Source organism: Kribbella sp. CA-294648, from assembly GCF_050943845.1.
In the GTDB taxonomy this organism is placed as follows: Bacteria; Actinomycetota; Actinomycetes; order Propionibacteriales; family Kribbellaceae; genus Kribbella.
On the sequence record NZ_CP191981.1, the window covers coordinates 6,119,438 to 6,141,357 of the forward strand.

The window sequence follows — 21,920 nt, forward strand, 5'->3', positions numbered from 1 at the left end:
AGCGCCACGAGCCTGAATCGTGGCGGGTGGGGTTAGCGGAGGCCGGTGGGGCGGGTCATGGCTAGGGTTAGGAGGCGGTCGACCAGTTCTTTGTAGTCGACGCCGGTTGCGGCCCACAGGCGGGGGAACATGCTGGTGGGGGTGAAGCCGGGCATGGTGTTGATCTCGTTGATGACCACCTGCTGGTCCTCGTCGACGAAGAAGTCGACCCGGGCCAGGCCTTCGCCCTCGATCGCGTCGAACGCGATCAGTGCCTTCGCGCGGATCTCCGCGGCGATCGGCTCCGGCAGGTCGGCCGGGACCGAGAGCGCGGTGTACTCCTCACCCTCGGGCAGGTACTTCGTCTCGAAGTCGTAGAAGTCGTGCCCACCACCGGAGACCGAGATCTCACCGCAGACACTCGCCTCGGGCTCCCCGCCGTTGAGGCCGCCCAGGACGCCGACCTCGATCTCGCGCGGGTTCTTGGCCGACGCCTCGACGATCACCTTCGGGTCGTGCGCGCGCGCCTCGGCGACGGCCAGATCGAGCTCGTCCAGGCTGTTCACCTTGCTGATCCCGAGGCTCGAACCGCCCCGGCTGGGCTTCACGAACACCGGGTAGCCGAGCTTGTCGACCGCCTCCCGGCAGGCCTGCGGGTCGCGGGTCCAGTCCCGGTCCCGGATCACGACGTACGGCGTGACCTCGAGCCCGGCGGCCGCGAAGACGACCTTCATGTAGTGCTTGTCCATGCCGACCGCGCTGGCCAGTACGCCGGAGCCGACGTACCGGATGTCCGACATCTCCAGCAGGCCCTGCAGCGTGCCGTCCTCACCCCACGGGCCGTGCAGCAGCGGGAAGACCACGTCCACCTCGCCGAGCGTGGCGGGCACCTCACCCGGTTCGCTGACCACCAGCTCGCGGTCGGCGCCGAACAGCACCGGCAGCGCCGTCACGTCGACCTCCGGGAGCTTACCGTCGGTGATCGACAGCCGCTCCAGGTCACCGCTTTCCAGCACCCAGTGCCCGCTGGTGGTGATGCCGACCGGTACGACGTCGTACTTGTCCCGGTCGATCACCTGCAGCACGTTGGCCGCGGTCACACAGGAGATGGCGTGCTCGCTCGACCGGCCACCGAAAACAACGGCGACGCGGGGCTTGCGTTTTTCTTCCCTCGAGTACTCACTCACCGGCTCGACGATAGCGCCAGTTCCGGGCAGCTTTGACCAGGGTTTAGTTAAGACCTCTTCAGATCTCGCTCCGTCACCTCTCGGTCCCAGGTGACCGGCAGCGTCTGGACGCCGTACACGATGGTGTTGTTCTTGAACTGGAGCTGCTCGAACGGGACGGCCAGGCGCAGGGTCGGGATCCGGTGGAACAGGCGGGTGAAGACCTCGCGCAGTTCGACCCGGGCGAGTTGTTGCCCGAGGCATTGATGTGGGCCGAAACCGAAGGCCAGGTGGGCGGACGGCCGGCGGGAAACGTCGAGCCGGTCCGGTTCTGGGAAGGCCGACTCGTCGCGGTTGGCCGCGGGGAGGGCGGCGACCAGGTACGCCCCCGCTTTGATCGTGGTGCCGCCGACCGGGAGGTCCTCCACTACGTGCCGGAACAGGCCGAACTGCACAACGGACAGATAGCGCAGCATTTCCTCCACGGCGGATGAGGCGAGCTCCGGACTGTCGCGCAAGGCCGCGAACTGTTCAGGGTTGCGCAGCAGCGCGAGTGTGCTCAGGGCGATCATGTTGGCCGTCGTCTCGTGGCCGGCGATCAGGAGCGTGATCCCGATCGTCACCAGCTCGGGCACGGTCAGCGGCCGCCCCTGCTCCTCGCCTCTGGTGATCAGCCGGGACAACAGGTCGTCCTCGCGATGGGCGAGCTTGGCCATCACCAGACCGGCCATGTACTGCTGCAGTTCCCCGTAGACCCGGTCAACTTCCTCTTCGGGCCGGTCGACCGCGACCAGTACGGCGCTGCGGTGCTGAAACTCGTCGCGATCGGCGTACGGAACCCCGAGCAGTTCGCAGATGACCAGTGACGGGATCGGCAGCGCGAACGCCTGGACCAGATCGACCGGGCCCTCCTCGACGGCGAGCATCGCGTCGAGGTGCTCGTCGATCAGCTGCTGGATCCGCGGCTGCAACGCCCGGATCCGCTTCATCGTGAACTCGCTCGTCAACAACCGCAGCAGATACGTGTGCTGCTCCCCGTCGGTCTGCAGGAGCGAGCCGGACTCCACCTCCTCCTCCAGGTTCGCCCCCGGTAAGACGTGCATCGACGGCGCGACGCGCGAGCTGAGCCGGCGATCGGTCAGCACCGAACGCACTTCGTCGTACCGGCTGAACAGCCAGGCGTCGACACCGACCGGAGTAGACACCTTGGTGGGACCATCGTGCTCCCGCAGCTCGGTGTAGCCGGTGGCCGGATCGAAGGGGCAGCCGCTCGGCCGGGTGAGGGGGAAGGCGGCCTGGGTGCTCTGACTGATCTCGGTCATCGGCAAGGTCCTCGCTTCACTGGGGTTTGCGACTGAGTCAAAATTGGTAGTAACAACCATATGGCTGACGACGCCATTTGGGACCAGCTGTCGGCGGGTCGCCCGCCGTGTACGCTGCCCGCACCTACCGGCGTACGGGCGCACGAGCAAGGGGCACGGCATGGGGCTTCGCGAGCTGAAGCGGGAACGGACCCGCCGGCTGATCTCGGACAAGGCCTTCGAGCTGTTCACCGACCACGGTTTCGGCCGGACCACGGTCGAGCAGATCGCGGCCGCCGCCGAGGTCGGGCCGAGCACGCTCTACCGGTACTTCCCGACCAAGGAGACGCTGGTCCTGGAGTTCGTCGAGGACAGTCTGTTCGACGCGCTCGGCTGGTTCCGCGCACAGCCCACGGACCTGGATCTGCCGGACGGCCTGCAGAGCGTCATCGAGCGAGTGCTCGACCAGCTGGAACGCAACCCCGACCGCGTCCGGATGGTCTACGAGCTGGCCGATCAGACGTCGTCGGTCAGCGCGCATCTGGCCGAGTTGATCTGGCGCTGGCGCAACGAACTGACCGTGGAGCTGACCGGGCGGCTGGCAGGTGACTCGGTGGAGTTCACCGCCGCGCTGGCGGCCGGCACCACGATGAACATCATCGAGATCGTCGTCCAGACCTGGGTCGACAACCCGGACGGCACCGAGGTCAAGGACCTGGCACTCGAAGCGATGGGCCTGCTCCGCGGCGGCGGTATCCCGCTGCCTACAGTGCAGGCATGACGCCTGATCTGGATCCCTCCACCGTTGTCGTGCACGCCGGCCGCCCCGCTCGGGTGGCAGATGCGCCGATGGGTGAGTCACCTGTCTTCAGCTCGACCTACGTCGCGGGTGGCGACCTGGGCTACGGCCGCTACGGCAACAACGCCTGGACGGCACTCGAGGAGACCCTCGGCGCCCTGGAAGGCGGACGCTGTCTCAGCTTCGCCTCGGGCATGGGAGCCGCAGCTGCTATCTGCGACCTCGTACCGGTCGGTGGCCGCGTTGTAGCGCCCCAGCACGCCTACAGCGGAGTACTGGCGCTGCTGGATCAGCAGGCGGCAGCAGGTCGGCTGACTGTGGAGCGAGTGAGTGTTACCGACACTGCAGCCGTGTCAGCCGCAGTAGTCGGTGCAGACATGCTGTGGATCGAGTCGCCGACCAACCCGGCCATGGAGGTCGCGGACCTACCAGCGTTGGCAGCAGCAGGCCGTACTGCGGGCGCCACGGTTGTCGTCGACAACACGTTCGCCACGCCACTCCTGCAGCAGCCGCTGTCCATGGGGGCCGACATCGTGCTCCACTCGGCGACCAAGTTCATCTCCGGCCACTCCGACGTAGTACTCGGTGCTGTCGTCACCAACTCGGACGACCTGTGGTCAGCGCTGGAACTGCGCCGGAGAAGCCTAGGCGCCATCCCCGGTCCGATGGAAGCCTGGCTGGCGCTCCGTGGCCTTCGCACGCTCGCACTGCGGCTGGAGCGAGCACAGTCCAACGCCGCCTTCCTGGCAGCTCGACTGGTCGAGCACCCCCGCGTCAGCCTCGTCCGTTACCCGGGCCTGGCCGACGACCCCGGGCACGCCCTGGCCGCCACCCAGATGTCCGGCTTCGGCGCCATCCTCGCCTTCGAGCTCGGCGGCGACGCGGCCGGCGCCCAGCGCGTCTGCGAAAGCACCCAGCTCTGGGTCCACGCCACCAGCCTCGGCGGGGTCGAGTCCATGCTCGAACGCCGCCGCCGCTGGGCCATCGAAGTACCGACCATCCCCGAAGACCTCATCCGCCTCTCCGTCGGCATCGAACACCCAGAAGACCTCTGGGCCGACCTGGCGCAGGCCCTCAAAGCCTGATGGACCCGGATTGGCAGCAGCCCTTCGACCTGGCCTGGGAAGCCTTGCAGGCGGGCAGCTTCCCAGTAGGCGCCGTCCTGCTCGACCCAGCGGGCCAGGTCGTCCTGAGGGGACGCAACCGCCGGGCGGAAGGGTCCAACCCTCCCGGCCAGCTCTCCGGTACTGCGATCGCTCACGCCGAAATCAACGTGTTGGCCCAACTCCCCAGCGGCGACTACCGCGACTGGACTCTGCGCACGACGCTCCAGCCATGCCTGCTCTGCCTGAGCGCCCTCCGGCTGGCCTGCGTCGGGCAGGTCAGCTACGCGGGCGCTGACCCGCTCTGGGACAGCTGCGCTCAGGTACCGGCGTTGCTACCCGACCTCTTGTCGGATCGCTGGCCGGTCTCGACAGGGCCGGCTGACGGCATGGACGGTGTTTGGGGCGCGCTCCTCCCCGCCCTCTGGTACGTCCTCTTCAAACCCGCCATCGTGGCGGAACCGAGCGACTTATTGCCATGGGCAACGGTCAGGCTGGCCCGCGAGTGCGTCGCGGCGGGCATCGCCGACGCTCCGTCAGCAGCCAAGGCGTACGAGCTCGCCTCGACACTCCTCTAGCGCTTCATCACCGAGGCGCAGGCGACCGTGATGGCGCAGAGGGCGACGGGGAGGATGAAGGCGATGTTGAGGGGCATCCAGTGAGCCAGGGCGCCGATCAAGGCCGGGCCGGCGAGTAGGCCGACGTAGCCGAGGCCGACGACCTTGGCCATCAGGGCGCCGGATGCTCGGGTGTCGAGGTTGCCCGCGGCGGTGAAGAGTTGCGGTACGCCGCCGGAGAGGCCGAGACCGAACAGTGCCCAGCCGACCAGGGACACCGGCACCCAGGGCACCACGATGACGGTGGTGAGGCCGATGGCGGCCAGCAGAGCGCCGTACCGGACGATGGCTGCCGGTCCGACGATTGCCGCGACCCGGTCGGTGGCGAAGCGCCCGATGGTCATCGCGACCGCGAAGGCGCCGTACGCGTAGGCCGCAGTACTGGTCGAGGTCTCGAGGACGTCGCGGAACTGCAGCGCGGCCCAGTCGTTGGCGACGCCTTCGGCGAGCATGAGCGCGAAGGCGAGCCCACCCAACTGCCAGACGAGCTTGGTCGGCGGCGCGACTCGCTCCGGCTCATTCTCGGCCGGCTCGGGCTCCTTGGGTGCCTCGATCAGGAAGCGGCTCGCGACCAGCGAGATCACGATGCAGACCACGCCCGCCCCGCTCAGCGAGACAGCAGTCGGTACGTCGGCCTTCAGCGCCGCCGCGCCGATCAGCGCCGCGAACGCACCGCCGATCGACCACATCGCATGGAACGCGGCCATGATCGGCCGCGGGTACAAGCGTTCGACCACCACCGCCTGCGAGTTCATCGCGACGTCGATCGAGCCGTTGCCGAAGCCGAACGCGAGTAGCGCAAGGCCAAGCGTCCACCAGCTGTTCGCCAGGCCAGGCCCGAAGAGGGAGAGCCCGAGCAGCACACCGGCCGCGGGCACCAGCCGGCGTTGACCGACCCGGTCAGCCAGCGGGCCGGCGACCTGCATCCCGGTGAAGGCGGCAGCGCCCAGGACGAGCAGGAGCAGGCCGAGAGTGCTGTGCGAGATGCCGGTCGCGCGTTCGATGTTCGGGATGTGCACGACCCACATGCCGACCCCGAAGCCGTTCAGGCCGAAGTAGGTCCAGGTAGCCACCCGGGCCGCGCGAGGGGGCGCGGCGGTGGCGATGTCGATGCTCAAGAAAGCCCTTCCAGGGTGGAGTCCGCGACCTCGACCAGTACTCCGCGCTGCGCGAGCAGCGTGCGGGACTCTTCGGGCGCGGTGGAATCGGTGATGATCAGGTCGGGTCGCTCGGCCGGGCAGATGTAGGCGAGCGCGGCGCGCTCCCACTTGGCGCCGTCGGCCAGCACCATCGTTCGCGTCGCCACCGCCATCGCCTGCTGCTTCACCTCGGCGTCACCCAGGTCGAACGCGGTCATCCCCGCGTCGAGGCTGAACGCGCACAGGCTCAGCACGGCCACGTCGAACCTCACCGCCCGGAGCGAGGCCAGCGCGAGCGGACCGACCATCGCCAGCTCCCCCGGCCTCGGCTCGCCACCCGGCAACAGCAACCGGACTCGCGGCGCGTCGATGAGCTCCTGGGCGACATGAAGAGACAGCGGCATGACCGTAACCGCCCGATCGCGGAGCAGCTTGGCGACCTCGAGCGCCGTCGTACCGCTGTCGAGCACGATCGTCTCGCCGTCGCGCAGGTGCTCGACCGCGGCTCGCGCGATCGCCTGTTTCGGGCCGAGATCCGCGATCACCCGGGCCGCGAAGGGCGGCTCGACACCGGTCGGCATCGCCGCGATCGCGCCGCCGTGGACGCGCTTCAGCACGCCCTGGGCCGCCAGGTAGTCGAGGTCGCGCCGGACCGTCATGTCGGAGGCGCCCGTCGCGGTCACCAGCTCGGCCACGCCGACCCGGGGTGCCGCCTTGAGACGCTCGACGATGACGCGCTGCCGTTCCGTACTCTTCACTGGGTAAAGCTACTTCCATTTGTTCGATCGAACAAACCGTTTGTTCGGATGGTGGATTCTGATGAGGGGTTGGCGCAGTGGGGTCGATGACCGAGATTCGGCGCGCCCGGTACGCCGTGGCCGCGGTCTTCTGCGTGCACGGTGCGGTGACCGGGTCGTTCGCGACGCGGGTGCCGTGGATCCAGGACCACGCCTCGGTCAGCGCCGGCCAGCTCGGGCTGGCGCTCGCGTTCCCGGCGATCGGCGCGTCGCTGACGATGCCGCTGGCCGCGCGGATCAGTCACCGCTTCGGCAGCCGCGCCGCACTTCGTGGGCTGATCGCGCTCTGGACCCTCTCCCTCGTCCTGCCGTCGCTCGCACCCAACCTGATCACGCTGTGCGCCGCGCTGTTCGTGTACGGCGCCTCCGCGGGGATGGCCGACGTCGTGATGAACGCGGTCGGCGTCGAGGTCGAGCACCGGCTCGGCCGCTCGATCATGTCCGGGCTGCACGGGATGTGGAGCGTCGGAACGCTGATCGGCTCAGGGATCGGCACGGTCGCCGCCCACCTCGAGGTGAGTGCCCAGCTGCACCATGCGCTAGCGGCCGTAGTACTGACTCTGGCTGGGATGTGGGTCTGCAACTGGGTGCTGAACCTGCATCCGGCCGAGGACGAGATAGCGCCGCCACGCTTCGCTCTGCCGCCCAAGTCGGCGTGGCTGATCGGTGCTGTCGGCTTCTGCGCGGTCTTCGCGGAGGGGGCGAGCCTGGACTGGTCCGCGGTCTACCTGCGCGACGTGCTGGACTCCTCGGCCGGTGTGGCCGCTGCAGCCACGACCGGCTTCGCACTGACGATGGCTGTGGCCCGGATCGCCGGCGACAAGGTGGTTGATCGGTGGGGCGCAGTACGGACCGTGCGGGTCAGCGGAGCCGTCGCCACTCTGGGCGGAGTACTAGTGGTCCTGGCGAATCATCCGGTGATGGCCATGGCCGGCTTCGGCCTGCTGGGCCTCGGCATTGCGGTGGTCGTCCCGCTCGCCTTCGCCGCAGCAGGCCGCACCGGCCCCAACCCGAGCCAGGCGATCGCCGGTGTCGCCACCGTCACCTACACCTCGGGCCTGATCGCCCCGTCGATCATCGGCGGCATCGCCCAGGGCAGCAGCCTGACGATCTCGTTCATCCTCGTCACGCTGCTCGCCACCGGCATCGCGGCCTTCTCCGCCGTACTACGGCCCGCCGTCGTCCGCAGCTGACCCTCAACCCCGCCGAGCGGTCACGACCGCATACTCGTTGGACACCTTGAACGCCGCCGGGTCCTCATTCACTTCCCGTACTGCGACCAGCAACTGACGGGCGAGCTCGGCCCCCAACTCGTCGCCGTCAGGTCGTGAAGCGAGCGCCTGAGCGGAACTCACCGCCATCGGGTGCCGCGCCGAATTCTCCAGGTACTCCTCCGGCGACGCCGCCGTGACGCTGATCGAGTGGCGCTCCAGTTCGACCTGGAACCCGTGCGTGGCAAAGGCTTCGCGCAGGTCCGCCTCGTCGTGCCAGGCGAACGGCTTGGGCCCAGCCGGCTGACCTCCACCGCCGAACACCTCGCTCATGAACTTGCCGGCGACCTGGGTGATCGTCATCATCGATCCGCCGGGAACCCACGAGGTCAGCCGGATCACTCCGTCGGGCGCCGTCACCCGGGTCATCTCGGCGATCGCCGCCCGGGCGTCCGGCGCGAAAATCACCGCGAACACCGACAACAGCAGATCCGCGGCACGGTCCTCCACCGGAATAGACCCCGCATCGCCAACCAGAAACTCGGCCTGCAACCCCCGCTCAGCAGCCCGCTTCCGGGCCACCTCCACCAACCGCTTAGCAGGATCAACCCCAGTCACCACAGCGCCCCGCCCAGCCGCCAGCAACGCCGCGTTTCCAGTTCCACACCCCAAATCCACAACGCGCCGACCCGCCAACGGCTCACTCATCCCCACCACCACTTCAGAAACCGGCAACAAGACTTCACCAGTCCCCTCGTACTCCCCCAAACCCCAATCCAACTCCACAACCCACTCCCCTCGCGCCGCCATCACCACCTGACCGGGCCTAGTGAATCACTAGGCCAGGTTGCAGTTGACACTGTGGGAAGTCGGAGAGTGGAGGGGCCATGATGAACATCGGAGAATTTGCCCGGCTCGGCGGGATTTCAACGCGCATGCTGCGTCATTACGACGCTCTCGGCCTGCTCGTCCCGGCTCACGTCGATCCCTTCACCGCCCGCCGCTCGTACGACGCTGCCCAACTGCCGGTGCTCAACCAATTGCTCGCACTTAAAGGGCTTGGCTTCACCCTGGACGAAGTCGGCACGTTGCTCCGCGAGGGCATCAGCCCGGCGGAACTGCACGGGATGCTCCGGCTCCGGGAAGCGGAGTTGGAGCGCCAGGTCCGGCACAACCGGCACACCCTCGACCGGGTCACAGCGAGACTCCGACTACTCGAACAGGAGCCCCAGATGAACGTCGAAGTCAAGCACGTCGAAGGTGTGACCATCGCCGCTCTCTCAGTCCCGGCCGCCGACGCCAGCCGCGAGAGCACCGGCGCCGTAGTACAGGCGCTCTTCGATCAGGTCATCGACCGGATGGAAGCAGCCGGCGCCGATCGCACGACACCGGTCGCCCGCTACCAACCCAACGCGAACGACCCCACGGTCCAGGTGACCGCCGGCTACGTCGTCCCCGCCGGATCGGTCCCCGACCTCGACCCCCACACGCTCCCGTCGACCCAGGTGGCGTCACTCCTCCACCACGGCCCCATGAGCACGATCTCCACCACCTACCAAGCCTTGACCGACTGGGCGGCCAGTAGCAACCGCACCCCCACCAGCCCGACGTGGCGAGAGCACTACCTAGAAGCCCCCGACAACGCCCAGTCCACCTGGCTGGTCGAAGTCCAACTAGAACTCGCCTAACCTCCAGCAGCACAGCAGCCGCGCGCGTGCCTCAGCCTTTAGCGCGCGACTGCTAGACCTGCCTACTTGTCCGTGGCGAAGGCTGCGTCGAAGGCGGCTTCTGGCTTGTCGAAGGCGAGTTTGCGGATGACGTCGACCGCCTCCGCCGCGCCGACCTTGCGCTCCATGCCCGCGTCTTCCCACTCCACCGAGATCGGGCCGTCGTAGCCGATCGAGTTGAGGACCCGGAAGCAGTCCTCCCAGTTCACGTCGCCGTGGCCGGTCGAGTAGAAGTCCCAGCCGCGTCGCGGGTCGCCCCACGGCAGGTGCGAGCCGAGCCGGCCGTTGCGGCCGCCGCCGGTCCGCATCCGGGTGTCCTTGCAGTCGACGTGGTAGATCCGGTCCTTGAAGTCCCACAGGAACGCGGCCGGGTCGATGTCCTGCCAGACCATGTGGCTCGGGTCCCAGTTCAGCCCGAACGCCTCACGGTGCCCGATCGCCTCCAGGGTCAGCACGGTGGTCCAGTAGTCGTACGCGATCTCCGACGGGTGCACCTCGTGCGCGAACCGCACCCCGACCTCGTCGAACACGTCCAGGATCGGGTTCCACCGATCCGCGAAGTCCTGGTACCCCGCCTCGATCCGCTCGGCCGGGACCGGCGGGAACATCGCGACGTACTGCCAGATCGACGACCCGGTGAAGCCGATCACCGTCTTCACGCCGAGCTTGGCCGCGGCCCGTGCGGTGTTCTTCATGTCCTCGGCCGCCCGCTGCCGGACGCCTTCGGGATCACCGTCGCCCCAGACCCGCGACGGCAGGATCGCCTCGTGCCGGAAGTCGATCGGGTCGTCGCAGATCGCCTGGCCGACCAGGTGGTTCGAGATCGCGTAGACCTCCAGCCCGTGCCGCTTGAGGATCTCGTGCCGGCCGGCGATGTAGTTCTCGTCGTCGATCGCCTGCTGGACGTCGAAGTGGTCACCGGAGCAGGCGATCTCGACGCCGTCGTACCCCCAGGACGCGGCGAGACCGCAGACCTCCTCGAAGGGCAGGTCGGCCCACTGACCGGTGAACAGGGTGATCGGGCGTGGCATGTGCAGGCTCCTCAGTTGTCGACAGTGGTCCAGGCGCCGTCGGCTGCGGCAGAGCGCAGTACGGCGTCAACGAGATGGGCAGAGCGGACGCCGGCCGCGAAGTCCGGCAGGCCGTCGGGCTGGTCGCCGTCCAGGGCAGCCGCGTAGGAGTCGGCGACGAAGGAGTCGAACGCGTCCTGGTAGCCCTGCGCGTGCCCGGCAGGCAACCGGTTGACCCGCGCCGCCGGCGGGCTGAGCGTGTCGGGGTCGCGAGTCAGCAACTGGCTGGCGGCGCGTCGCCCGACCCACAAGCGATCCGGGTCCTCCTGGTCGAAGCCGAAGCTCGACTCAGTGCCCGAGACCTCCAGGTACAAGCGGTTCTTGCGACCGGCCGCGACCTGGCTGACCACGACGGTCCCGACGACGCCGGCCGCGGTACGGAACTGCGCGGTCGCCAGATCTTCGGTCCGTACTTCGGCCCCGCCGCGGGTCGCGCGAATCGTGCGGGTCTGCGCGCTGACATCGGCGATCCGGTCGCCGGTGACGAACTCGGTCAGGTCGCACCAGTGCGATCCGATGTCGGCGAAGGCCCGGGACGGGCCGCCGGCCGCGTCGTCCACGCGCCAGTTCTGGTCGTTCTCGCCGGCCAGCCAGTCCTGCAGGTAGCTCCCGTGCAGGCTGGTGATCTGACCGGCCCCACCCTCGGCGATCCGTGTCCGCAGTTCGCGCACCATCGGGTGATAGCGATAGACGAACGGCACAGTCGCGACGCGGCCGGCCTCCTGCGCCGCCGCGAGCAACCCGGTCGCGTCCTTGGCCGAGGTGGCCAGTGGCTTCTCGCAGATGACGTGCTTGCCCGCCTCGAGCGCCTGCAAGGTGACCGGCAGGTGCGTGCTGTTCGGCGTACAGACGTGGACGAGATCGATGTCGGCGGCAAGCAGTTCGTCGAGGGTGGCGAAACCTCGCTCGGCTCCGGTCGCCTCGGCCGCCGCTTCCGCGCGCTCCGGGCTGGAACCGACCGCGCCGACGAGCTGGGCGCCGGCGACGATCGCGGACCGGCCGTGCACCCGTCCCATGAAGCCGCCACCGACGATCCCGACCCTGAGCTTTCGCGCTGTGGTGGACATGACGGCGACGCTATGTTGAACTTTTGTTCCCCGTCAAGCAAAAGCCTGGCGCCCTGAGACGAAAGTGCTGCCGATGACCGAGCTCGGTCCCGCCCACGGGGTACTGCGGCTGCTGCTCGACGGCCGGCCGCGAACCCGTGCGGAGCTGATCGACCTGAGCGGTCTCGGCCGGTCCACCGTCACCGGGCGGCTCGAGGAGCTGGTCTCCGCGGGTTTCGTCGTACCGTCCGGCGAGGCTGCTTCGAGTGGCGGCCGCCCACCGGCGCGATTCCGGTTCAACCCGTCCGCGCGACTGATCCTCGCGGCCGACGTCGGCGCGACCCATCTCTCGGTGGCCCTGACAGACCTCAGTGGGACGATCCTCGACAGCACCACCTCGGCCCTCAACATCGCCGAAGGCCCTGAGACTGTCCTTGCCGCCTTAGCCGCCGCCGGTCGCGACTTGCTCGCCGCGGCAGGCCGGTCCGTCGACGACCTTGCCGGTACCGGCGTGGGCCTACCCGGCCCGGTCGAGCACAGCACCGGCCGACCGAACCACCCACCGATCATGCCCGGCTGGGACTCGTACGACGTGGTCGCGCGACTGTCCCGGGAATTGCCCGGCCCGGTCCTGGTCGACAACGACGTGAACATCATGGCGCTCGGCGAACACACCACGCAGTACGCCGACGTCGAGCACCTGCTCTACGTGAAGGTCGCGACCGGTATCGGCGCCGGAGTCATCAGCGGCGGCCGGCTCCACCGTGGTGCCCAGGGCGCAGCCGGCGACATCGGCCACATCCGCGCGGAAGGCCACACCGAACTCTGCCGCTGCGGCAACACCGGCTGTCTGGAAGCCATCGCCTCAGCCGCCGCCATCGCCGCCCACCTGCGCACCACCGGCCTGCACGCCAAGACCAGCCTGGATGTGGTCGATCTGGTCCGCGCCGGAGACGCTGTCGCCACCCAAGCAGTCCGCCAAGCCGGCCGCGAGATCGGCACCGTCCTGGCGGCGTGCGTCAGTCTCCTCAATCCGTCCGTCGTCGTCATCGGCGGATCGCTCTCGCAAGCAGGCGACAGTCTGCTGGCGGGCATCCGGGAAGCGATCTATGCCAGATCCTTGCCCTTGGCCACCACCGAACTCCAGGTCGTCACGTCCCGGGCCGGCCACCAAGCCGCCATCCAGGGCGCGGCCGCTCTCGTCCTGCAGCACGCCCTGGGCTTGTAGTCATCCCCAACGTTCGGACTTCGCCGAGCGCGAGACCAGGCTGAACAGCATGTCCTTCGGCGTCATCTCGCCCGCGACCACCTTCGTCACGTGCTCGACGATGGGCATTTCGACGTCGTGGTGGTGCGCCAGTTCGGTGATCGACTCGCAGGACTTCACGCCCTCGGCCACCTGACGAGTCGCACCCGCGATCTCCGCGACCGTCATTCCCTGGCCGAGTTTCTCGCCGAAGGTCCGGTTGCGGGACAGCGGTGACGAGCACGTCGCGACCAGGTCGCCCAGTCCCGCCAACCCGGAGAACGTATGGACATCGGCGCCCAGCGCAGTACCGAGGCGTGCTGTTTCCACCAGGCCGCGGGTAATCACGGACGCCCGCGCGTTGTCGCCAAAGCCCAACCCGACAGCCATCCCCACGGCCAGCGCGATCACGTTCTTGGTCGCGCCACCGAGCTCGCACCCGATCACGTCGTTGTTCGTGTAAGGCCGGAAGGTCGGCGAGTGGCAGAGCTTCTGCAGCCGTGCCGCGGTCCCCTCATCAGCACAAGCGACAACCGCAGCAGCCGGCTGCCCCTCCGCGATCTCCCGCGCAAGGTTGGGCCCCGAGACCACAGCGATCCGCTCAGGTCCGGCACCAGTCAGCTCGGCAATCACCTCACTCATCCGCTTGGTGGTGCCGACCTCGACGCCCTTCATCAACGAAACCAGCGGTACCGCGGCCGGCAGCACGTCGGCCCAGTCGCGCAGGTTGTCCCGCAGCGACTGGGACGGGACGGCGAGCACGATCGCCTCGGCACCATCGGCGGCAGCGGCCGGGTCATGGGTTGCGGTGATGGCGTCCGGGAGTTGCAGGCCGGGCAGGTAGTCGGGGTTCTCGTGCCGCGTGTTGATCGCTTCGCACAGCGACTCGCGGCGCCCCCAGACGGAGACCTGATTACCGGCCTGGGCCAGGACAATGGCGAACGCGGTCCCCCAGGACCCCGCACCGAACACCGCAACCTTGGTCATCGAGTCTCCCCATCCTCACCGTTGTCATCAACAGCCTTGTGCTTGCGCGGATCGAAGAGCTCCGGCGGCGGAGTCTCCCCCCGCAGTACGCCGAGCTCCGCGGCCACCCGCCGCATGATCACCTCGGTTGCCTCGTGCAACAGCTCGTTCGTGATCGGCTTGCCCTCGAACGCGCTCAGGTCGACCGGCTCACCGGCGGTCACCCGCATCGTCTTGCGCGGCAGCAACCGGACCCGCAGACTGCCGTACGACGCGAACACCTCCTGCGCGCCCCAGTTCGCGATCGGGATCACCGGGCAGCCGGTCATCAGCGCGATCCGCGCGGCCCCGGTCTTGCCCGTCATCGGCCACAGCTCCGGGTCGCGGGTGATCGTGCCCTCGGGATAGACACCGACGCACTCGCCCTTCTCGACGGCGGCGACCGCGGCCCGGAATGCGTCGGCGGCCTCGGCCGAGTCGCGGAACACCGGGATCTGTCCCGCGCTGGTGAGGATCCGGCCCGCGATCGGCAGTTTGAACAGCGACGCCTTGCCGAGCAACCGCGGGATCCGCCGGCACTCCCAGAGGAAGAACCCGATCACGAACGGGTCGAAGTGCGAGATGTGGTTGGTCACGAACACCATGCCACCGGTTCGCGGCACATTCTCCCGGCCGCGGAAATCCTGTTTGGTCCAGATCAGCATGAACGGTTTGACGATGGCGACCACCAGGCCGAACCAGAACCCCCGGCGTGGCCGAGGCCCCTCGGCGGTTCGCTGGCCGTTCACTGCTGCCTCCTGGTGGCTGTCGTTGCCCTCGGTCATGGGAGAATCCTGCCTGATGGCAGACCTACAGGTCGCTCCCTGGACCCTGGTGATCCCGGTGAAGCGTACGGCGATCGCAAAGAGCCGGCTCGCTTCCGCCTACCCACAGCACCGTCCGGAGCTGGCCCGTGCCTTCGCAGTTGACACTACTGCCGCAGCACTCGAGTCCCGGCTTGTCCTGGCCGTGCTGGTCGTGACAGACGACCCAGTGGTCGCAGCTGACGTCACAGCGATCGGGGCGCAGGTAGTACCGGACCTCCCTGGTGCAGGGCTCAACGGGGCTCTGGAGCACGGTGCAGCGGTGGCGGCGGCGCAGTACCCAGAGGCGGGAGTAGCGGCGCTCTCTGCCGACCTACCGGCTCTACGGCCGACCGAACTGACGGCAGCCTTGGCAGCCTGCACAGCAGCCCGCAACTTCGTCATCGACGAGCCAGGGACCGGTACGACGATGCTGGCGGCTGCTCCGGGCGTTCCGCTGGATCCCCGCTTCGGTGTGGGTTCCGCGCAAGCTCACCAGGCATCCGGCGCAGTACCGATCGAGCTGGCAGTCCTGGAGTCGCTGCGGCGCGACGTGGACACTGCGGCCGACCTGGCGCACGCCGTACAGCTTGGCGTCGGTCCCCGGACGGCTGACGTGATGTCGCTGGTGATGGGAGCCGCGACAGGCACCGAGGGTCTGGCCTGCTGAAAGGCCGCTACCGTAAGGGCATGCAAGCAACTGTCAGCCGCTACGACCCAGCGACGGCCTCCGGCGCGGTCCTGACCGACACGGGCATCGAACTCCCCTTCGACGTCGAAGCCCTGGCCGGTACTCCGGTGCGTCTGCTCCGCCTCGGCCAACGAGTCCGCCTCACCACCACCGGCTCGGGCGCCGGCCTGGCGATCTCCGAAGTCCACTTCATCACTTTGCCCTGAGCAACCCCGCGCCACCGAAGGCATTCAAGACAACAACGGCGAAGGCCGGTCGCCCCTGGTGTGGGGTGACCGGCCTTCGCTGATGGTGCGAGAACTGCCTACTGCGATGCTGACGGGTCAGCGGGCGGCAGCGCGCTTCGCCGGTGCCTTCTTGGCGGGAGCCTTCTTGGCCACCGTCTTCTTGGCAACGGCCTTGGCCGGAGCGGCCTTCTTGGCCGGGGCCTTCTTGGCCACCGTCTTGGCCGGAGCCTTCTTGGCGGGGGCCTTCTTGGCCACCGTCTTGGTGGCAGCGGCCTTGGCCGGCGCCTTCTTGGCGGCGGTCTTGGTCGCGGCGGCCTTGGCCGGCGCGGCCTTCTTGGCCGGAGCGGCTGCCTTGGTGGCGGCGGCCGGCTTCGGCGTCGTCAGCTTCGGCAGCTTCTTCGCACCGGAGACAACGGCCTTCAGCTCCGCACCCGCGCGGAACTTCGGAACCACGGTCTTCTTGGCGCGCTTGGTCTCACCGGTCCGCGGGTTGCGGACCATGCGAGCGCCGCGCTCGATGGCCTCGAAGGCACCGAACCCGGTGATGGCAACCTTGCCGCCCTTCTTGGTCAGCTCGCGCTGGACGGTGTCGATCACCGACTCCAGGGCGTGCTGGGCCGAACGGCGATTTCCGTCGAAGTGCACTGCGAGCGCTTCGACCAACTGGCTCTTGTTCACTGTCTTCCCTCCGTGAACGATGGCGTCGAGCACAGCGCTCGATCTTCCGTGAACGTTATGGACTCTTCGGCGTGTTCACAAACACCAACGCGGCAATTCGCCCTTGTTTCAGGCGATTCGGGCCAAAAATGTCCCGGATTCGCCGTCCAGGGCACTCTCGATTCCCTTCAGAGCAACGAACCGGCGACCAACGGTGACGTCCGCCACAACCAGGATCGCACCCCGGCAGGGGTTTCAGCGGCCCTTTCAGTAGCCCTTTCAGCGGCGCCTTCCGCGCAGGGTCCGGACGCCGGACCGGGCCGTGTCGAGCCCCCTGGACACCGGGTTCTCGCCCTTGCGTGCCTTCAGTTGCTCACTGACCTTGCCCAGCAACCAGTCCAGCAACGGCACCGCGATCGCCAGCACCGCCCACATGATGAGTCGTCGCCGCAGGAACAGCCACATAGCCCACTACCTCCTCGAGACATCCGGAGTCGCAGCGTAAACCGTTGCGACAGCCCCGAACCGGTACCCCGCGCCGGGTACTACAACCAGCCGCGTCGCTTGAAGATCAGGTGCAGACCACCACACACCATCGCCATCAGCCCGACCGCGAACGGATAGCCGAACTCCCAGTGCAGCTCGGGCATGTAGTCGAAGTTCATCCCGTACACGGTGCCGATCAGGGTTGGCGCGAACAGGATCGCCGCCCAGGCAGAGATCCGCTTCACCTCTTCGTTCTGGTGGTTGCTGGCGACGGTGAGGCTCTTCATCTCCTCGTTCTGCTGCTGGGCCACCAACGTGGCGTTCACCGTCAGGATGTCGCGCAGCAGTTCGCGGAAGGCGTCCACCCGCTCGACCACCTGGGTGACGTGGTCGGCCACGTCGCGCAGCGATCGCTGGAGTTCCTCGTCGACGCCGTACTTGTCGAAGCCGGCCCGCAACGAGTCGAGCATGCCGACCAGCGGCCGGGTCGCGCGCTGGAACTCGATCACCTCGCGGGACAACTCGTAGATGCGCCGCGACACCTTCGGGTCGCCGCGGAACACCTCGGTCTCGATCTCGTCGATGTCGTTCTCGAGACCGGCGACGACGGGCGCGTAACCGTCGACGACCTTGTCCATGATCGCGTAGAGAACGGCCTCGGTGCCGCGGCGCAGCAACTCGGGATCGCGTTCCACCCGGCGCCGGACCGCGGCCAGGTTGGGTGCTTCGGCATGCCGGACCGTCACCACGAAGTCCGGGCCGACGAACAGGTGCACCTCGCCGAACTCGACCTCCTCGGTCGCGTCCCGGTAGCGAGCAGCCTTCAGGACGACGAACAAGGTGTCGCCGTACCGCTCGAGCTTCGGCCGCTGATGGGCCTGGATGGCGTCCTCGATCGCCAGCTCGTGCAGGTCGAACTCCTGGGCCAGCGAGGTCAGTTCGCGCCGGTCAGGCCGGTACAGGCCGATCCAGGCAAGGCTTTCCGGCGACTCGTGCAGCACCTGGTAGGTCTCGGCCAGCGATTGCGGCGACGCCACCCGTGCGCCGTCGCAGTAGATGGCGCTGTCGACGACGCTGTGGCCCTTGGGCTTCGGGCCCGTGGCGAGAGCCGGCGTCGGCTCGGCGGAAAGGGGCGCGGCGGGCGTACCGGCGTACCGGCGGGCGGCGGCGCGGAGGGAGGGGGTGCGGCTGAACGCACGCAGGGTGCGCAGGCGAAGGTCGGACATGGCGGGTCCTCCAGGTACGAGGTGTGGGATCAACGGGCGACAAATCGCCCGGCCCCGCGCCGCAGGTCACCCCCGCGCGGCGAACCGCGCGGGGGTACAACCTGACCTGAGAAGGAGTTCAGCGCCTCAAGGCCGAGCGAGATCCGTATGTCTGGAGGGTTCGCTGCTCATGGCGCCCCACCTCCAGGATCTCGCTGTGCTGACTACTCGGCCTTGTACTGACAACTGCGCAAGGATAACACCGCAGTTATCGGGATAACGCCGTGGTGCGTTACGCCTTGGCCGGCAGGGTGGCCGGCTTGAAGGCAGGCCGGCCGGCCTCGTACGCCGTGATGTCGGCCTCGTGGGACAAGGTGATGCCGACGTCGTCGAGGCCGTTGAGCAGCCGGTAGCGGGTGTAGTCGTCGATCTCGAACGGCGCCGAGATGTCACCGGCCGAGAGCGTCTTGTGCTCCAGGTCGACCGTGACCTTGGTACCCGGGTCGTTCTCGATCGCGGTCCACAGCTTCTCCACCACGTCCTGCTCGACGAGTGCCGCGAGCAGGCCGGCCTTGCCGGAGTTGCCACGGAAGATGTCGCCGAACCGCGACGACACGACCACCCGGAACCCGTAGTCCATCAGGGCCCAGACGGCGTGCTCACGCGACGAGCCGGTACCGAAGTCCGGCCCGGCCACGAGGACCGAGACACCTTCGTACTCGGGCTGGTTCAGGACGAACGCGGGATCGTTGCGCCAGGCAGCGAACAGCCCGTCCTCGAAGCCGGTCCGGGTGACCCGCTTCAGGTAGACGGCGGGGATGATCTGGTCGGTGTCGACGTTGCTGCGCCGCAGCGGGGCCGCGGTGCCGATGTGCTGGGTGAAGGCGTCCATGATTCCTTTGTCCTCAGACGTTCTCGGGTACGGCGACTTCCAGCGGCTCCAGATCCGCCGGTGCAGCCAGGGTGCCGGTGACGGCCGTGGCCGCGGCGACGAGCGGCGAGACCAGGTGCGTCCGGCCACCCTTGCCCTGCCGGCCCTCGAAGTTGCGGTTCGACGTCGAGGCGCTGCGCTCGCCCGGCGTCAACTGGTCCGGGTTCATGCCCAGGCACATCGAGCAACCGGCGCCACGCCACTCGGCCCCGGCCTCCTTGAAGATCTTGTCGAGCCCCTCGGACTCGGCCTGCAGCCGGACCCGGCCCGACCCCGGGACGACGAGCATCCGGGTGCCGTCGGCAACCTTCCGCCCGGCCAGTACGCCGGCCGCGGCCCGCAGGTCCTCGATCCGGCCGTTGGTGCAGGAGCCCAGGAAGACGGTGTCCACCTTGACCTCGCGCAGCGGCGTACCGGCGGTGAGGCCCATGTACTCCAGGGCGCGCTCGGCGGCGATCTTGTCGTTCGGGTTGTCGAAGTCGTCCGGCGACGGCACGTTGGCCGACAGCGGGACGCCCTGGCCAGGGTTGGTTCCCCAGGTCACGAACGGGGCGATGTCCTCGGCCCGCAGTACGACCTCGCGGTCGAACGTCGCGTCCTCGTCCGTGGCCAGGCTCTTCCAGTACTCGACCGCGGCTTCCCAGTCGACACCCTGCGGCGCGTGCGGCTTGTCCTTCAGGTACGCGAAGGTCGTCTCGTCCGGCGCGATCATGCCGGCCTTGGCGCCCCACTCGATCGACATGTTGCAGATCGTCATCCGGGCTTCCATCGTCAGCGCGCGGATCGCCTCACCGCGGTACTCGACGATGTAGCCCTGGCCGCCGCCGGTACCGACCTGGGCGATCAGCGCGAGCACCAGGTCCTTGGCCGAGACACCGTCCGGCAGGACGCCGTCGACGGTGACCGCCATCGTCTTCGGCCGGGCCTGCATCAGCGTCTGGGTGGCGAGCACGTGCTCGACCTCGCTGGTGCCGATGCCGAACGCGATCGCGCCGAACGCGCCGTGCGTCGAGGTGTGGCTGTCACCGCAGACCACGGTCATCCCGGGCTGGGTCAGGCCGAGCTGCGGGCCGATCACGTGTACGACGCCCTGGTCGGGGTCGCCGAGGGTGTGGATCCGGACGCCGAACTCCGCGGCGTTCCTGCGCAGCGTCTCGACCTGCGTCCGCGAGGTCAGGTCGGCGATCGGCTTGTCCACGTCGAGGGTGGGGACGTTGTGGTCCTCGGTCGCGATGGTCAGGTCCGGGCGACGGACCTTCCGGCCGGCCAGCCGGAGTCCGTCGAAGGCCTGCGGGCTGGTCACCTCGTGGACGAGATGGAGATCGATGTAGAGGAGGTCGGGCTCTCCGTCGGCATGGCGCACGACATGCGCATCCCAGACCTTTTCCGACAACGTCCTACCCATCAGACAAGCTCCTTCAAGAAGTGTGGTGCGGCCCGTATCGCCCACCGTGCTCCGGCTGCTTCACTTACAGTGCTCCGCACGGAGCCGCACAAGCGACTTGCGTTCCACGATTCGAGACGGCAATATCGTCTCATGGACAACTCTAGCGGAGTCGGCGTTCTCGACAAAGCAGCTCTCGTTCTGTCCGCGCTCGAGTCCGGACCGGCGACCCTGGCCGGACTCGTGGCAGCGACGGGACTGGCCCGGCCGACGGCGCACCGGCTCGCCGTTGCCCTCGAGCACCACCGGCTGGTGGGGCGCGACATGCAGGGACGCTTCGTGCTGGGGCCGCGACTGAGCGAGTTGGCCTCCGCTGCGGGTGAGGACCGACTGCTGGCGACAGCCGGTCCGGTGCTGGCGCGACTGCGCGACATCACCGGTGAGTCCGCCCAGCTGTTCCGGCGCCAGGGCGAGTACCGCGTCTGTGTCGCGGCCGCCGAGCGTCCGTCGGGTCTGCGCGACACCGTTCCCGTGGGCAGTCAGCTGACCATGTCGGCCGGGTCGGCAGCGCAAATACTGCTTGCCTGGGAGGACCCGGAGCGGATGCACCGCGGCCTCCACAACGCCACCTTCAACGCAGCCGCCCTGGCCGGCGTACGCCGCCGCGGCTGGGCCCACTCGGTCGGCGAACGTGAGCAGGGCGTCGCCTCGGTCTCGGCCCCGGTCCGCTCCCCCTCCGGCAAGGTGATCGCCGCCGTCTCGGTCTCCGGCCCGATCGAACGCCTCTCCAGGCAACCCGGCCGCATGCACGCCCCCGCCGTCATGGCTGCCGCCGAGCGCCTCTCAGAAGCTCTTCGCCGCGCCTCGGAGTAACAGCACACCCCGTACTACGAACAGCCCGCCGCGCCCCTCGCGGCGGGCTGTTCCAGTTACTCACCACGAGACCACTGTGAGACAAACAACAAGCGCCTCTCACTCGGTGAGTGAGAGGCGCTTTCTCTGGTAGCCCCGACGGGATTCGAACCCGCGCTACCGCCTTGAGAGGGCGGCGTGCTAGGCCGCTACACAACGGGGCCAGAGGGTTGTTGCTCGGTCCTTGCGGGCCGGGCAACGAGGATGAACTGTACCGACTTTCGTCGGCGCGGTCCAATCGCTCGCTGGGGTACTAGGACTCGAACCTAGACTAACTGAACCAGAATCAGACGGGCTGCCAATTACCCCATACCCCAAGGCATTTCTCTGCGGTTGTGAGCTTGTTTCCGCCCTCACAACCTGGCCCGCTGAGCCTATCTCAGCAAGGCGCCAGACACCAAAACGAGGTCGCGGCCCG

At 68.3% G+C, this 21,920-nt stretch carries 23 protein-coding genes and 2 tRNA genes; 9 read left to right on the forward strand and 16 right to left on the reverse strand.

Going from position 1 to position 21,920, the window contains the following annotated elements:
* Nucleotides 1–32: 32 nt before the first annotated feature.
* Together ACQPYM_RS28905 and ACQPYM_RS28910 are read right to left on the reverse strand one after the other, a co-directional pair.
* Nucleotides 33–1,166 carry a D-alanine--D-alanine ligase family protein gene (locus ACQPYM_RS28905; RefSeq protein WP_433006591.1) on the reverse strand — a complete coding sequence of 378 codons (1,134 nt, stop codon included), beginning with the start codon at nucleotides 1,164–1,166 and terminating at the stop codon, nucleotides 33–35.
* A gap of 47 nt (nucleotides 1,167–1,213) precedes the next feature.
* Nucleotides 1,214–2,467, reverse strand: coding sequence for a cytochrome P450 (locus ACQPYM_RS28910; RefSeq protein WP_433006594.1), 1,254 nt, complete (start codon nucleotides 2,465–2,467; stop codon nucleotides 1,214–1,216).
* Nucleotides 2,468–2,627: 160 nt separating this feature from the next.
* Here ACQPYM_RS28910 and ACQPYM_RS28915 point away from each other — a divergent pair, with 160 nt between their 5' ends.
* From ACQPYM_RS28915 to ACQPYM_RS28925, 3 genes are read left to right on the forward strand one after another with little or no spacing between them, the layout of a single operon-like run.
* Nucleotides 2,628–3,227, forward strand: coding sequence for a TetR/AcrR family transcriptional regulator (locus tag ACQPYM_RS28915; RefSeq protein WP_433006597.1), 600 nt, complete (start codon nucleotides 2,628–2,630; stop codon nucleotides 3,225–3,227).
* Nucleotides 3,224–4,330, forward strand: a complete 1,107-nt coding sequence (locus tag ACQPYM_RS28920; protein ID WP_433006601.1) for a trans-sulfuration enzyme family protein — start codon at nucleotides 3,224–3,226, stop codon at nucleotides 4,328–4,330. The genes ACQPYM_RS28915 and ACQPYM_RS28920 overlap by 4 nt, the downstream gene beginning before the upstream one ends.
* Complete coding sequence (locus tag ACQPYM_RS28925) at nucleotides 4,330–4,926, forward strand: nucleoside deaminase (RefSeq protein WP_433006604.1); 597 nt, start codon at nucleotides 4,330–4,332, stop codon at nucleotides 4,924–4,926. The genes ACQPYM_RS28920 and ACQPYM_RS28925 overlap by 1 nt, the downstream gene beginning before the upstream one ends.
* Here the strand turns inward: ACQPYM_RS28925 and ACQPYM_RS28930 are convergent.
* Both ACQPYM_RS28930 and ACQPYM_RS28935 read right to left on the reverse strand, forming a co-directional pair.
* Nucleotides 4,923–6,083 carry an MFS transporter gene (locus ACQPYM_RS28930; protein ID WP_433006607.1) on the reverse strand — a complete coding sequence of 387 codons (1,161 nt, stop codon included), beginning with the start codon at nucleotides 6,081–6,083 and terminating at the stop codon, nucleotides 4,923–4,925. The two genes, ACQPYM_RS28925 and ACQPYM_RS28930, sit on opposite strands and share 4 nt — an antisense overlap.
* Nucleotides 6,080–6,862 carry a DeoR/GlpR family DNA-binding transcription regulator gene (locus ACQPYM_RS28935; protein ID WP_433006610.1) on the reverse strand — a complete coding sequence of 261 codons (783 nt, stop codon included), beginning with the start codon at nucleotides 6,860–6,862 and terminating at the stop codon, nucleotides 6,080–6,082. Before ACQPYM_RS28935 ends, ACQPYM_RS28930 begins: the two co-directional genes overlap by 4 nt.
* 86 nt (nucleotides 6,863–6,948) lie before the next feature.
* Between ACQPYM_RS28935 and ACQPYM_RS28940 the strand changes: the two genes are divergently transcribed.
* A complete protein-coding gene (locus ACQPYM_RS28940) occupies nucleotides 6,949–8,094 on the forward strand; it encodes an MFS transporter (RefSeq protein ID WP_433006613.1) in 1,146 nt (381 codons plus the stop codon).
* Nucleotides 8,095–8,097: 3 nt separating this feature from the next.
* Here the strand turns inward: ACQPYM_RS28940 and ACQPYM_RS28945 are convergent, their stop codons facing one another.
* Entirely contained in the window at nucleotides 8,098–8,898 is an 801-nt protein-coding gene (locus tag ACQPYM_RS28945; RefSeq protein WP_433006616.1) for a class I SAM-dependent methyltransferase, read from the reverse strand.
* Between the two features lie 104 nt (nucleotides 8,899–9,002).
* Here ACQPYM_RS28945 and ACQPYM_RS28950 point away from each other — a divergent pair, with 104 nt between their 5' ends.
* The gene (locus ACQPYM_RS28950) at nucleotides 9,003–9,800 is read left to right on the forward strand and encodes a MerR family transcriptional regulator (RefSeq protein ID WP_433006619.1); all 798 of its coding nucleotides are present in this window, start codon (nucleotides 9,003–9,005) and stop codon (nucleotides 9,798–9,800) included.
* A gap of 62 nt (nucleotides 9,801–9,862) precedes the next feature.
* On the opposite strand, the gene ACQPYM_RS28955 is transcribed toward ACQPYM_RS28950, so the two are convergent.
* Together ACQPYM_RS28955 and ACQPYM_RS28960 are read right to left on the reverse strand one after the other, a co-directional pair.
* The gene (locus ACQPYM_RS28955; protein WP_433006622.1) at nucleotides 9,863–10,870 is read right to left on the reverse strand and encodes a sugar phosphate isomerase/epimerase family protein; all 1,008 of its coding nucleotides are present in this window, start codon (nucleotides 10,868–10,870) and stop codon (nucleotides 9,863–9,865) included.
* An 11-nt stretch (nucleotides 10,871–10,881) separates the two neighbouring features.
* On the reverse strand, nucleotides 10,882–11,976 hold the full coding sequence (locus tag ACQPYM_RS28960; RefSeq protein ID WP_433006625.1) for a Gfo/Idh/MocA family protein: 1,095 nt from the start codon (nucleotides 11,974–11,976) through the stop codon (nucleotides 10,882–10,884).
* Nucleotides 11,977–12,049: 73 nt separating this feature from the next.
* Here ACQPYM_RS28960 and ACQPYM_RS28965 point away from each other — a divergent pair, with 73 nt between their 5' ends.
* The gene (locus ACQPYM_RS28965; protein ID WP_433006628.1) at nucleotides 12,050–13,183 is read left to right on the forward strand and encodes an ROK family protein; all 1,134 of its coding nucleotides are present in this window, start codon (nucleotides 12,050–12,052) and stop codon (nucleotides 13,181–13,183) included.
* Here the strand turns inward: ACQPYM_RS28965 and ACQPYM_RS28970 are convergent, their stop codons facing one another.
* Nucleotides 13,184–14,188, reverse strand: a complete 1,005-nt coding sequence (locus ACQPYM_RS28970; protein WP_433006631.1) for an NAD(P)H-dependent glycerol-3-phosphate dehydrogenase — start codon at nucleotides 14,186–14,188, stop codon at nucleotides 13,184–13,186.
* Nucleotides 14,185–14,991 carry a lysophospholipid acyltransferase family protein gene (locus ACQPYM_RS28975; protein WP_433006634.1) on the reverse strand — a complete coding sequence of 269 codons (807 nt, stop codon included), beginning with the start codon at nucleotides 14,989–14,991 and terminating at the stop codon, nucleotides 14,185–14,187. Before ACQPYM_RS28975 ends, ACQPYM_RS28970 begins: the two co-directional genes overlap by 4 nt.
* A 16-nt stretch (nucleotides 14,992–15,007) precedes the next feature.
* Between ACQPYM_RS28975 and cofC the strand changes: the two genes are divergently transcribed.
* Together cofC and ACQPYM_RS28985 are read left to right on the forward strand one after the other, a co-directional pair.
* Complete coding sequence (gene cofC, locus ACQPYM_RS28980; RefSeq protein ID WP_433006637.1) at nucleotides 15,008–15,679, forward strand: 2-phospho-L-lactate guanylyltransferase; 672 nt, start codon at nucleotides 15,008–15,010, stop codon at nucleotides 15,677–15,679.
* Nucleotides 15,680–15,699: 20 nt separating this feature from the next.
* Complete coding sequence (locus tag ACQPYM_RS28985) at nucleotides 15,700–15,906, forward strand: hypothetical protein (protein ID WP_433006640.1); 207 nt, start codon at nucleotides 15,700–15,702, stop codon at nucleotides 15,904–15,906.
* Nucleotides 15,907–16,023: 117 nt separating this feature from the next.
* On the opposite strand, the gene ACQPYM_RS28990 is transcribed toward ACQPYM_RS28985, so the two are convergent.
* From ACQPYM_RS28990 to leuC, 5 genes are all read right to left on the reverse strand, one after another.
* On the reverse strand, nucleotides 16,024–16,605 hold the full coding sequence (locus tag ACQPYM_RS28990; RefSeq protein ID WP_433006643.1) for an HU family DNA-binding protein: 582 nt from the start codon (nucleotides 16,603–16,605) through the stop codon (nucleotides 16,024–16,026).
* Between the two features lie 258 nt (nucleotides 16,606–16,863).
* The gene (locus tag ACQPYM_RS28995) at nucleotides 16,864–17,049 is read right to left on the reverse strand and encodes a hypothetical protein (RefSeq protein WP_433006646.1); all 186 of its coding nucleotides are present in this window, start codon (nucleotides 17,047–17,049) and stop codon (nucleotides 16,864–16,866) included.
* An 80-nt stretch (nucleotides 17,050–17,129) separates the two neighbouring features.
* Nucleotides 17,130–18,296: a magnesium/cobalt transporter CorA gene (gene corA, locus ACQPYM_RS29000; RefSeq protein ID WP_433006649.1), complete on the reverse strand. Its 1,167-nt coding sequence runs from the start codon at nucleotides 18,294–18,296 to the stop codon at nucleotides 17,130–17,132.
* Nucleotides 18,297–18,567: 271 nt separating this feature from the next.
* Nucleotides 18,568–19,167 carry a 3-isopropylmalate dehydratase small subunit gene (gene leuD, locus ACQPYM_RS29005; RefSeq protein WP_433006652.1) on the reverse strand — a complete coding sequence of 200 codons (600 nt, stop codon included), beginning with the start codon at nucleotides 19,165–19,167 and terminating at the stop codon, nucleotides 18,568–18,570.
* 13 nt (nucleotides 19,168–19,180) lie between these two features.
* Complete coding sequence (gene leuC, locus ACQPYM_RS29010; protein WP_433006655.1) at nucleotides 19,181–20,611, reverse strand: 3-isopropylmalate dehydratase large subunit; 1,431 nt, start codon at nucleotides 20,609–20,611, stop codon at nucleotides 19,181–19,183.
* A 132-nt stretch (nucleotides 20,612–20,743) separates the two neighbouring features.
* Between leuC and ACQPYM_RS29015 the strand changes: the two genes are divergently transcribed.
* Nucleotides 20,744–21,463 carry an IclR family transcriptional regulator gene (locus ACQPYM_RS29015; RefSeq protein WP_360286824.1) on the forward strand — a complete coding sequence of 240 codons (720 nt, stop codon included), beginning with the start codon at nucleotides 20,744–20,746 and terminating at the stop codon, nucleotides 21,461–21,463.
* A gap of 127 nt (nucleotides 21,464–21,590) precedes the next feature.
* Here the strand turns inward: ACQPYM_RS29015 and ACQPYM_RS29020 are convergent.
* A tRNA-Glu gene (locus tag ACQPYM_RS29020) sits at nucleotides 21,591–21,666 on the reverse strand.
* Between the two features lie 81 nt (nucleotides 21,667–21,747).
* A tRNA-Gln gene (locus ACQPYM_RS29025) sits at nucleotides 21,748–21,819 on the reverse strand.
* Nucleotides 21,820–21,920: the final 101 nt, after the last annotated feature.

What these genes read in the sequence shown, in the direction of transcription:
- ACQPYM_RS28995 (WP_433006646.1), bottom strand. Translation starts at nt 17,049, where the DNA reads ATGTGGCTGTTCCTGCGGCGACGACTCATCATGTGGGCGGTGCTGGCG.
- ACQPYM_RS28920 (WP_433006601.1), top strand. Translation starts at nt 3,224, where the DNA reads ATGACGCCTGATCTGGATCCCTCCACCGTTGTCGTGCACGCCGGCCGC.
- ACQPYM_RS28970 (WP_433006631.1), bottom strand. Translation starts at nt 14,188, where the DNA reads ATGACCAAGGTTGCGGTGTTCGGTGCGGGGTCCTGGGGGACCGCGTTC.
- ACQPYM_RS28910 (WP_433006594.1), bottom strand. Translation starts at nt 2,467, where the DNA reads ATGACCGAGATCAGTCAGAGCACCCAGGCCGCCTTCCCCCTCACCCGG.
- ACQPYM_RS28950 (WP_433006619.1), top strand. Translation starts at nt 9,003, where the DNA reads ATGAACATCGGAGAATTTGCCCGGCTCGGCGGGATTTCAACGCGCATG.
- ACQPYM_RS28915 (WP_433006597.1), top strand. Translation starts at nt 2,628, where the DNA reads ATGGGGCTTCGCGAGCTGAAGCGGGAACGGACCCGCCGGCTGATCTCG.
- ACQPYM_RS28940 (WP_433006613.1), top strand. Translation starts at nt 6,949, where the DNA reads ATGACCGAGATTCGGCGCGCCCGGTACGCCGTGGCCGCGGTCTTCTGC.
- ACQPYM_RS28960 (WP_433006625.1), bottom strand. Translation starts at nt 11,976, where the DNA reads ATGTCCACCACAGCGCGAAAGCTCAGGGTCGGGATCGTCGGTGGCGGC.
- ACQPYM_RS29015 (WP_360286824.1), top strand. Translation starts at nt 20,744, where the DNA reads ATGGACAACTCTAGCGGAGTCGGCGTTCTCGACAAAGCAGCTCTCGTT.
- ACQPYM_RS28975 (WP_433006634.1), bottom strand. Translation starts at nt 14,991, where the DNA reads ATGACCGAGGGCAACGACAGCCACCAGGAGGCAGCAGTGAACGGCCAG.
- cofC (WP_433006637.1), top strand. Translation starts at nt 15,008, where the DNA reads ATGGCAGACCTACAGGTCGCTCCCTGGACCCTGGTGATCCCGGTGAAG.
- ACQPYM_RS28985 (WP_433006640.1), top strand. Translation starts at nt 15,700, where the DNA reads ATGCAAGCAACTGTCAGCCGCTACGACCCAGCGACGGCCTCCGGCGCG.
- leuC (WP_433006655.1), bottom strand. Translation starts at nt 20,611, where the DNA reads ATGGGTAGGACGTTGTCGGAAAAGGTCTGGGATGCGCATGTCGTGCGC.
- ACQPYM_RS28965 (WP_433006628.1), top strand. Translation starts at nt 12,050, where the DNA reads ATGACCGAGCTCGGTCCCGCCCACGGGGTACTGCGGCTGCTGCTCGAC.
- leuD (WP_433006652.1), bottom strand. Translation starts at nt 19,167, where the DNA reads ATGGACGCCTTCACCCAGCACATCGGCACCGCGGCCCCGCTGCGGCGC.
- ACQPYM_RS28925 (WP_433006604.1), top strand. Translation starts at nt 4,330, where the DNA reads ATGGACCCGGATTGGCAGCAGCCCTTCGACCTGGCCTGGGAAGCCTTG.
- ACQPYM_RS28955 (WP_433006622.1), bottom strand. Translation starts at nt 10,870, where the DNA reads ATGCCACGCCCGATCACCCTGTTCACCGGTCAGTGGGCCGACCTGCCC.
- corA (WP_433006649.1), bottom strand. Translation starts at nt 18,296, where the DNA reads ATGTCCGACCTTCGCCTGCGCACCCTGCGTGCGTTCAGCCGCACCCCC.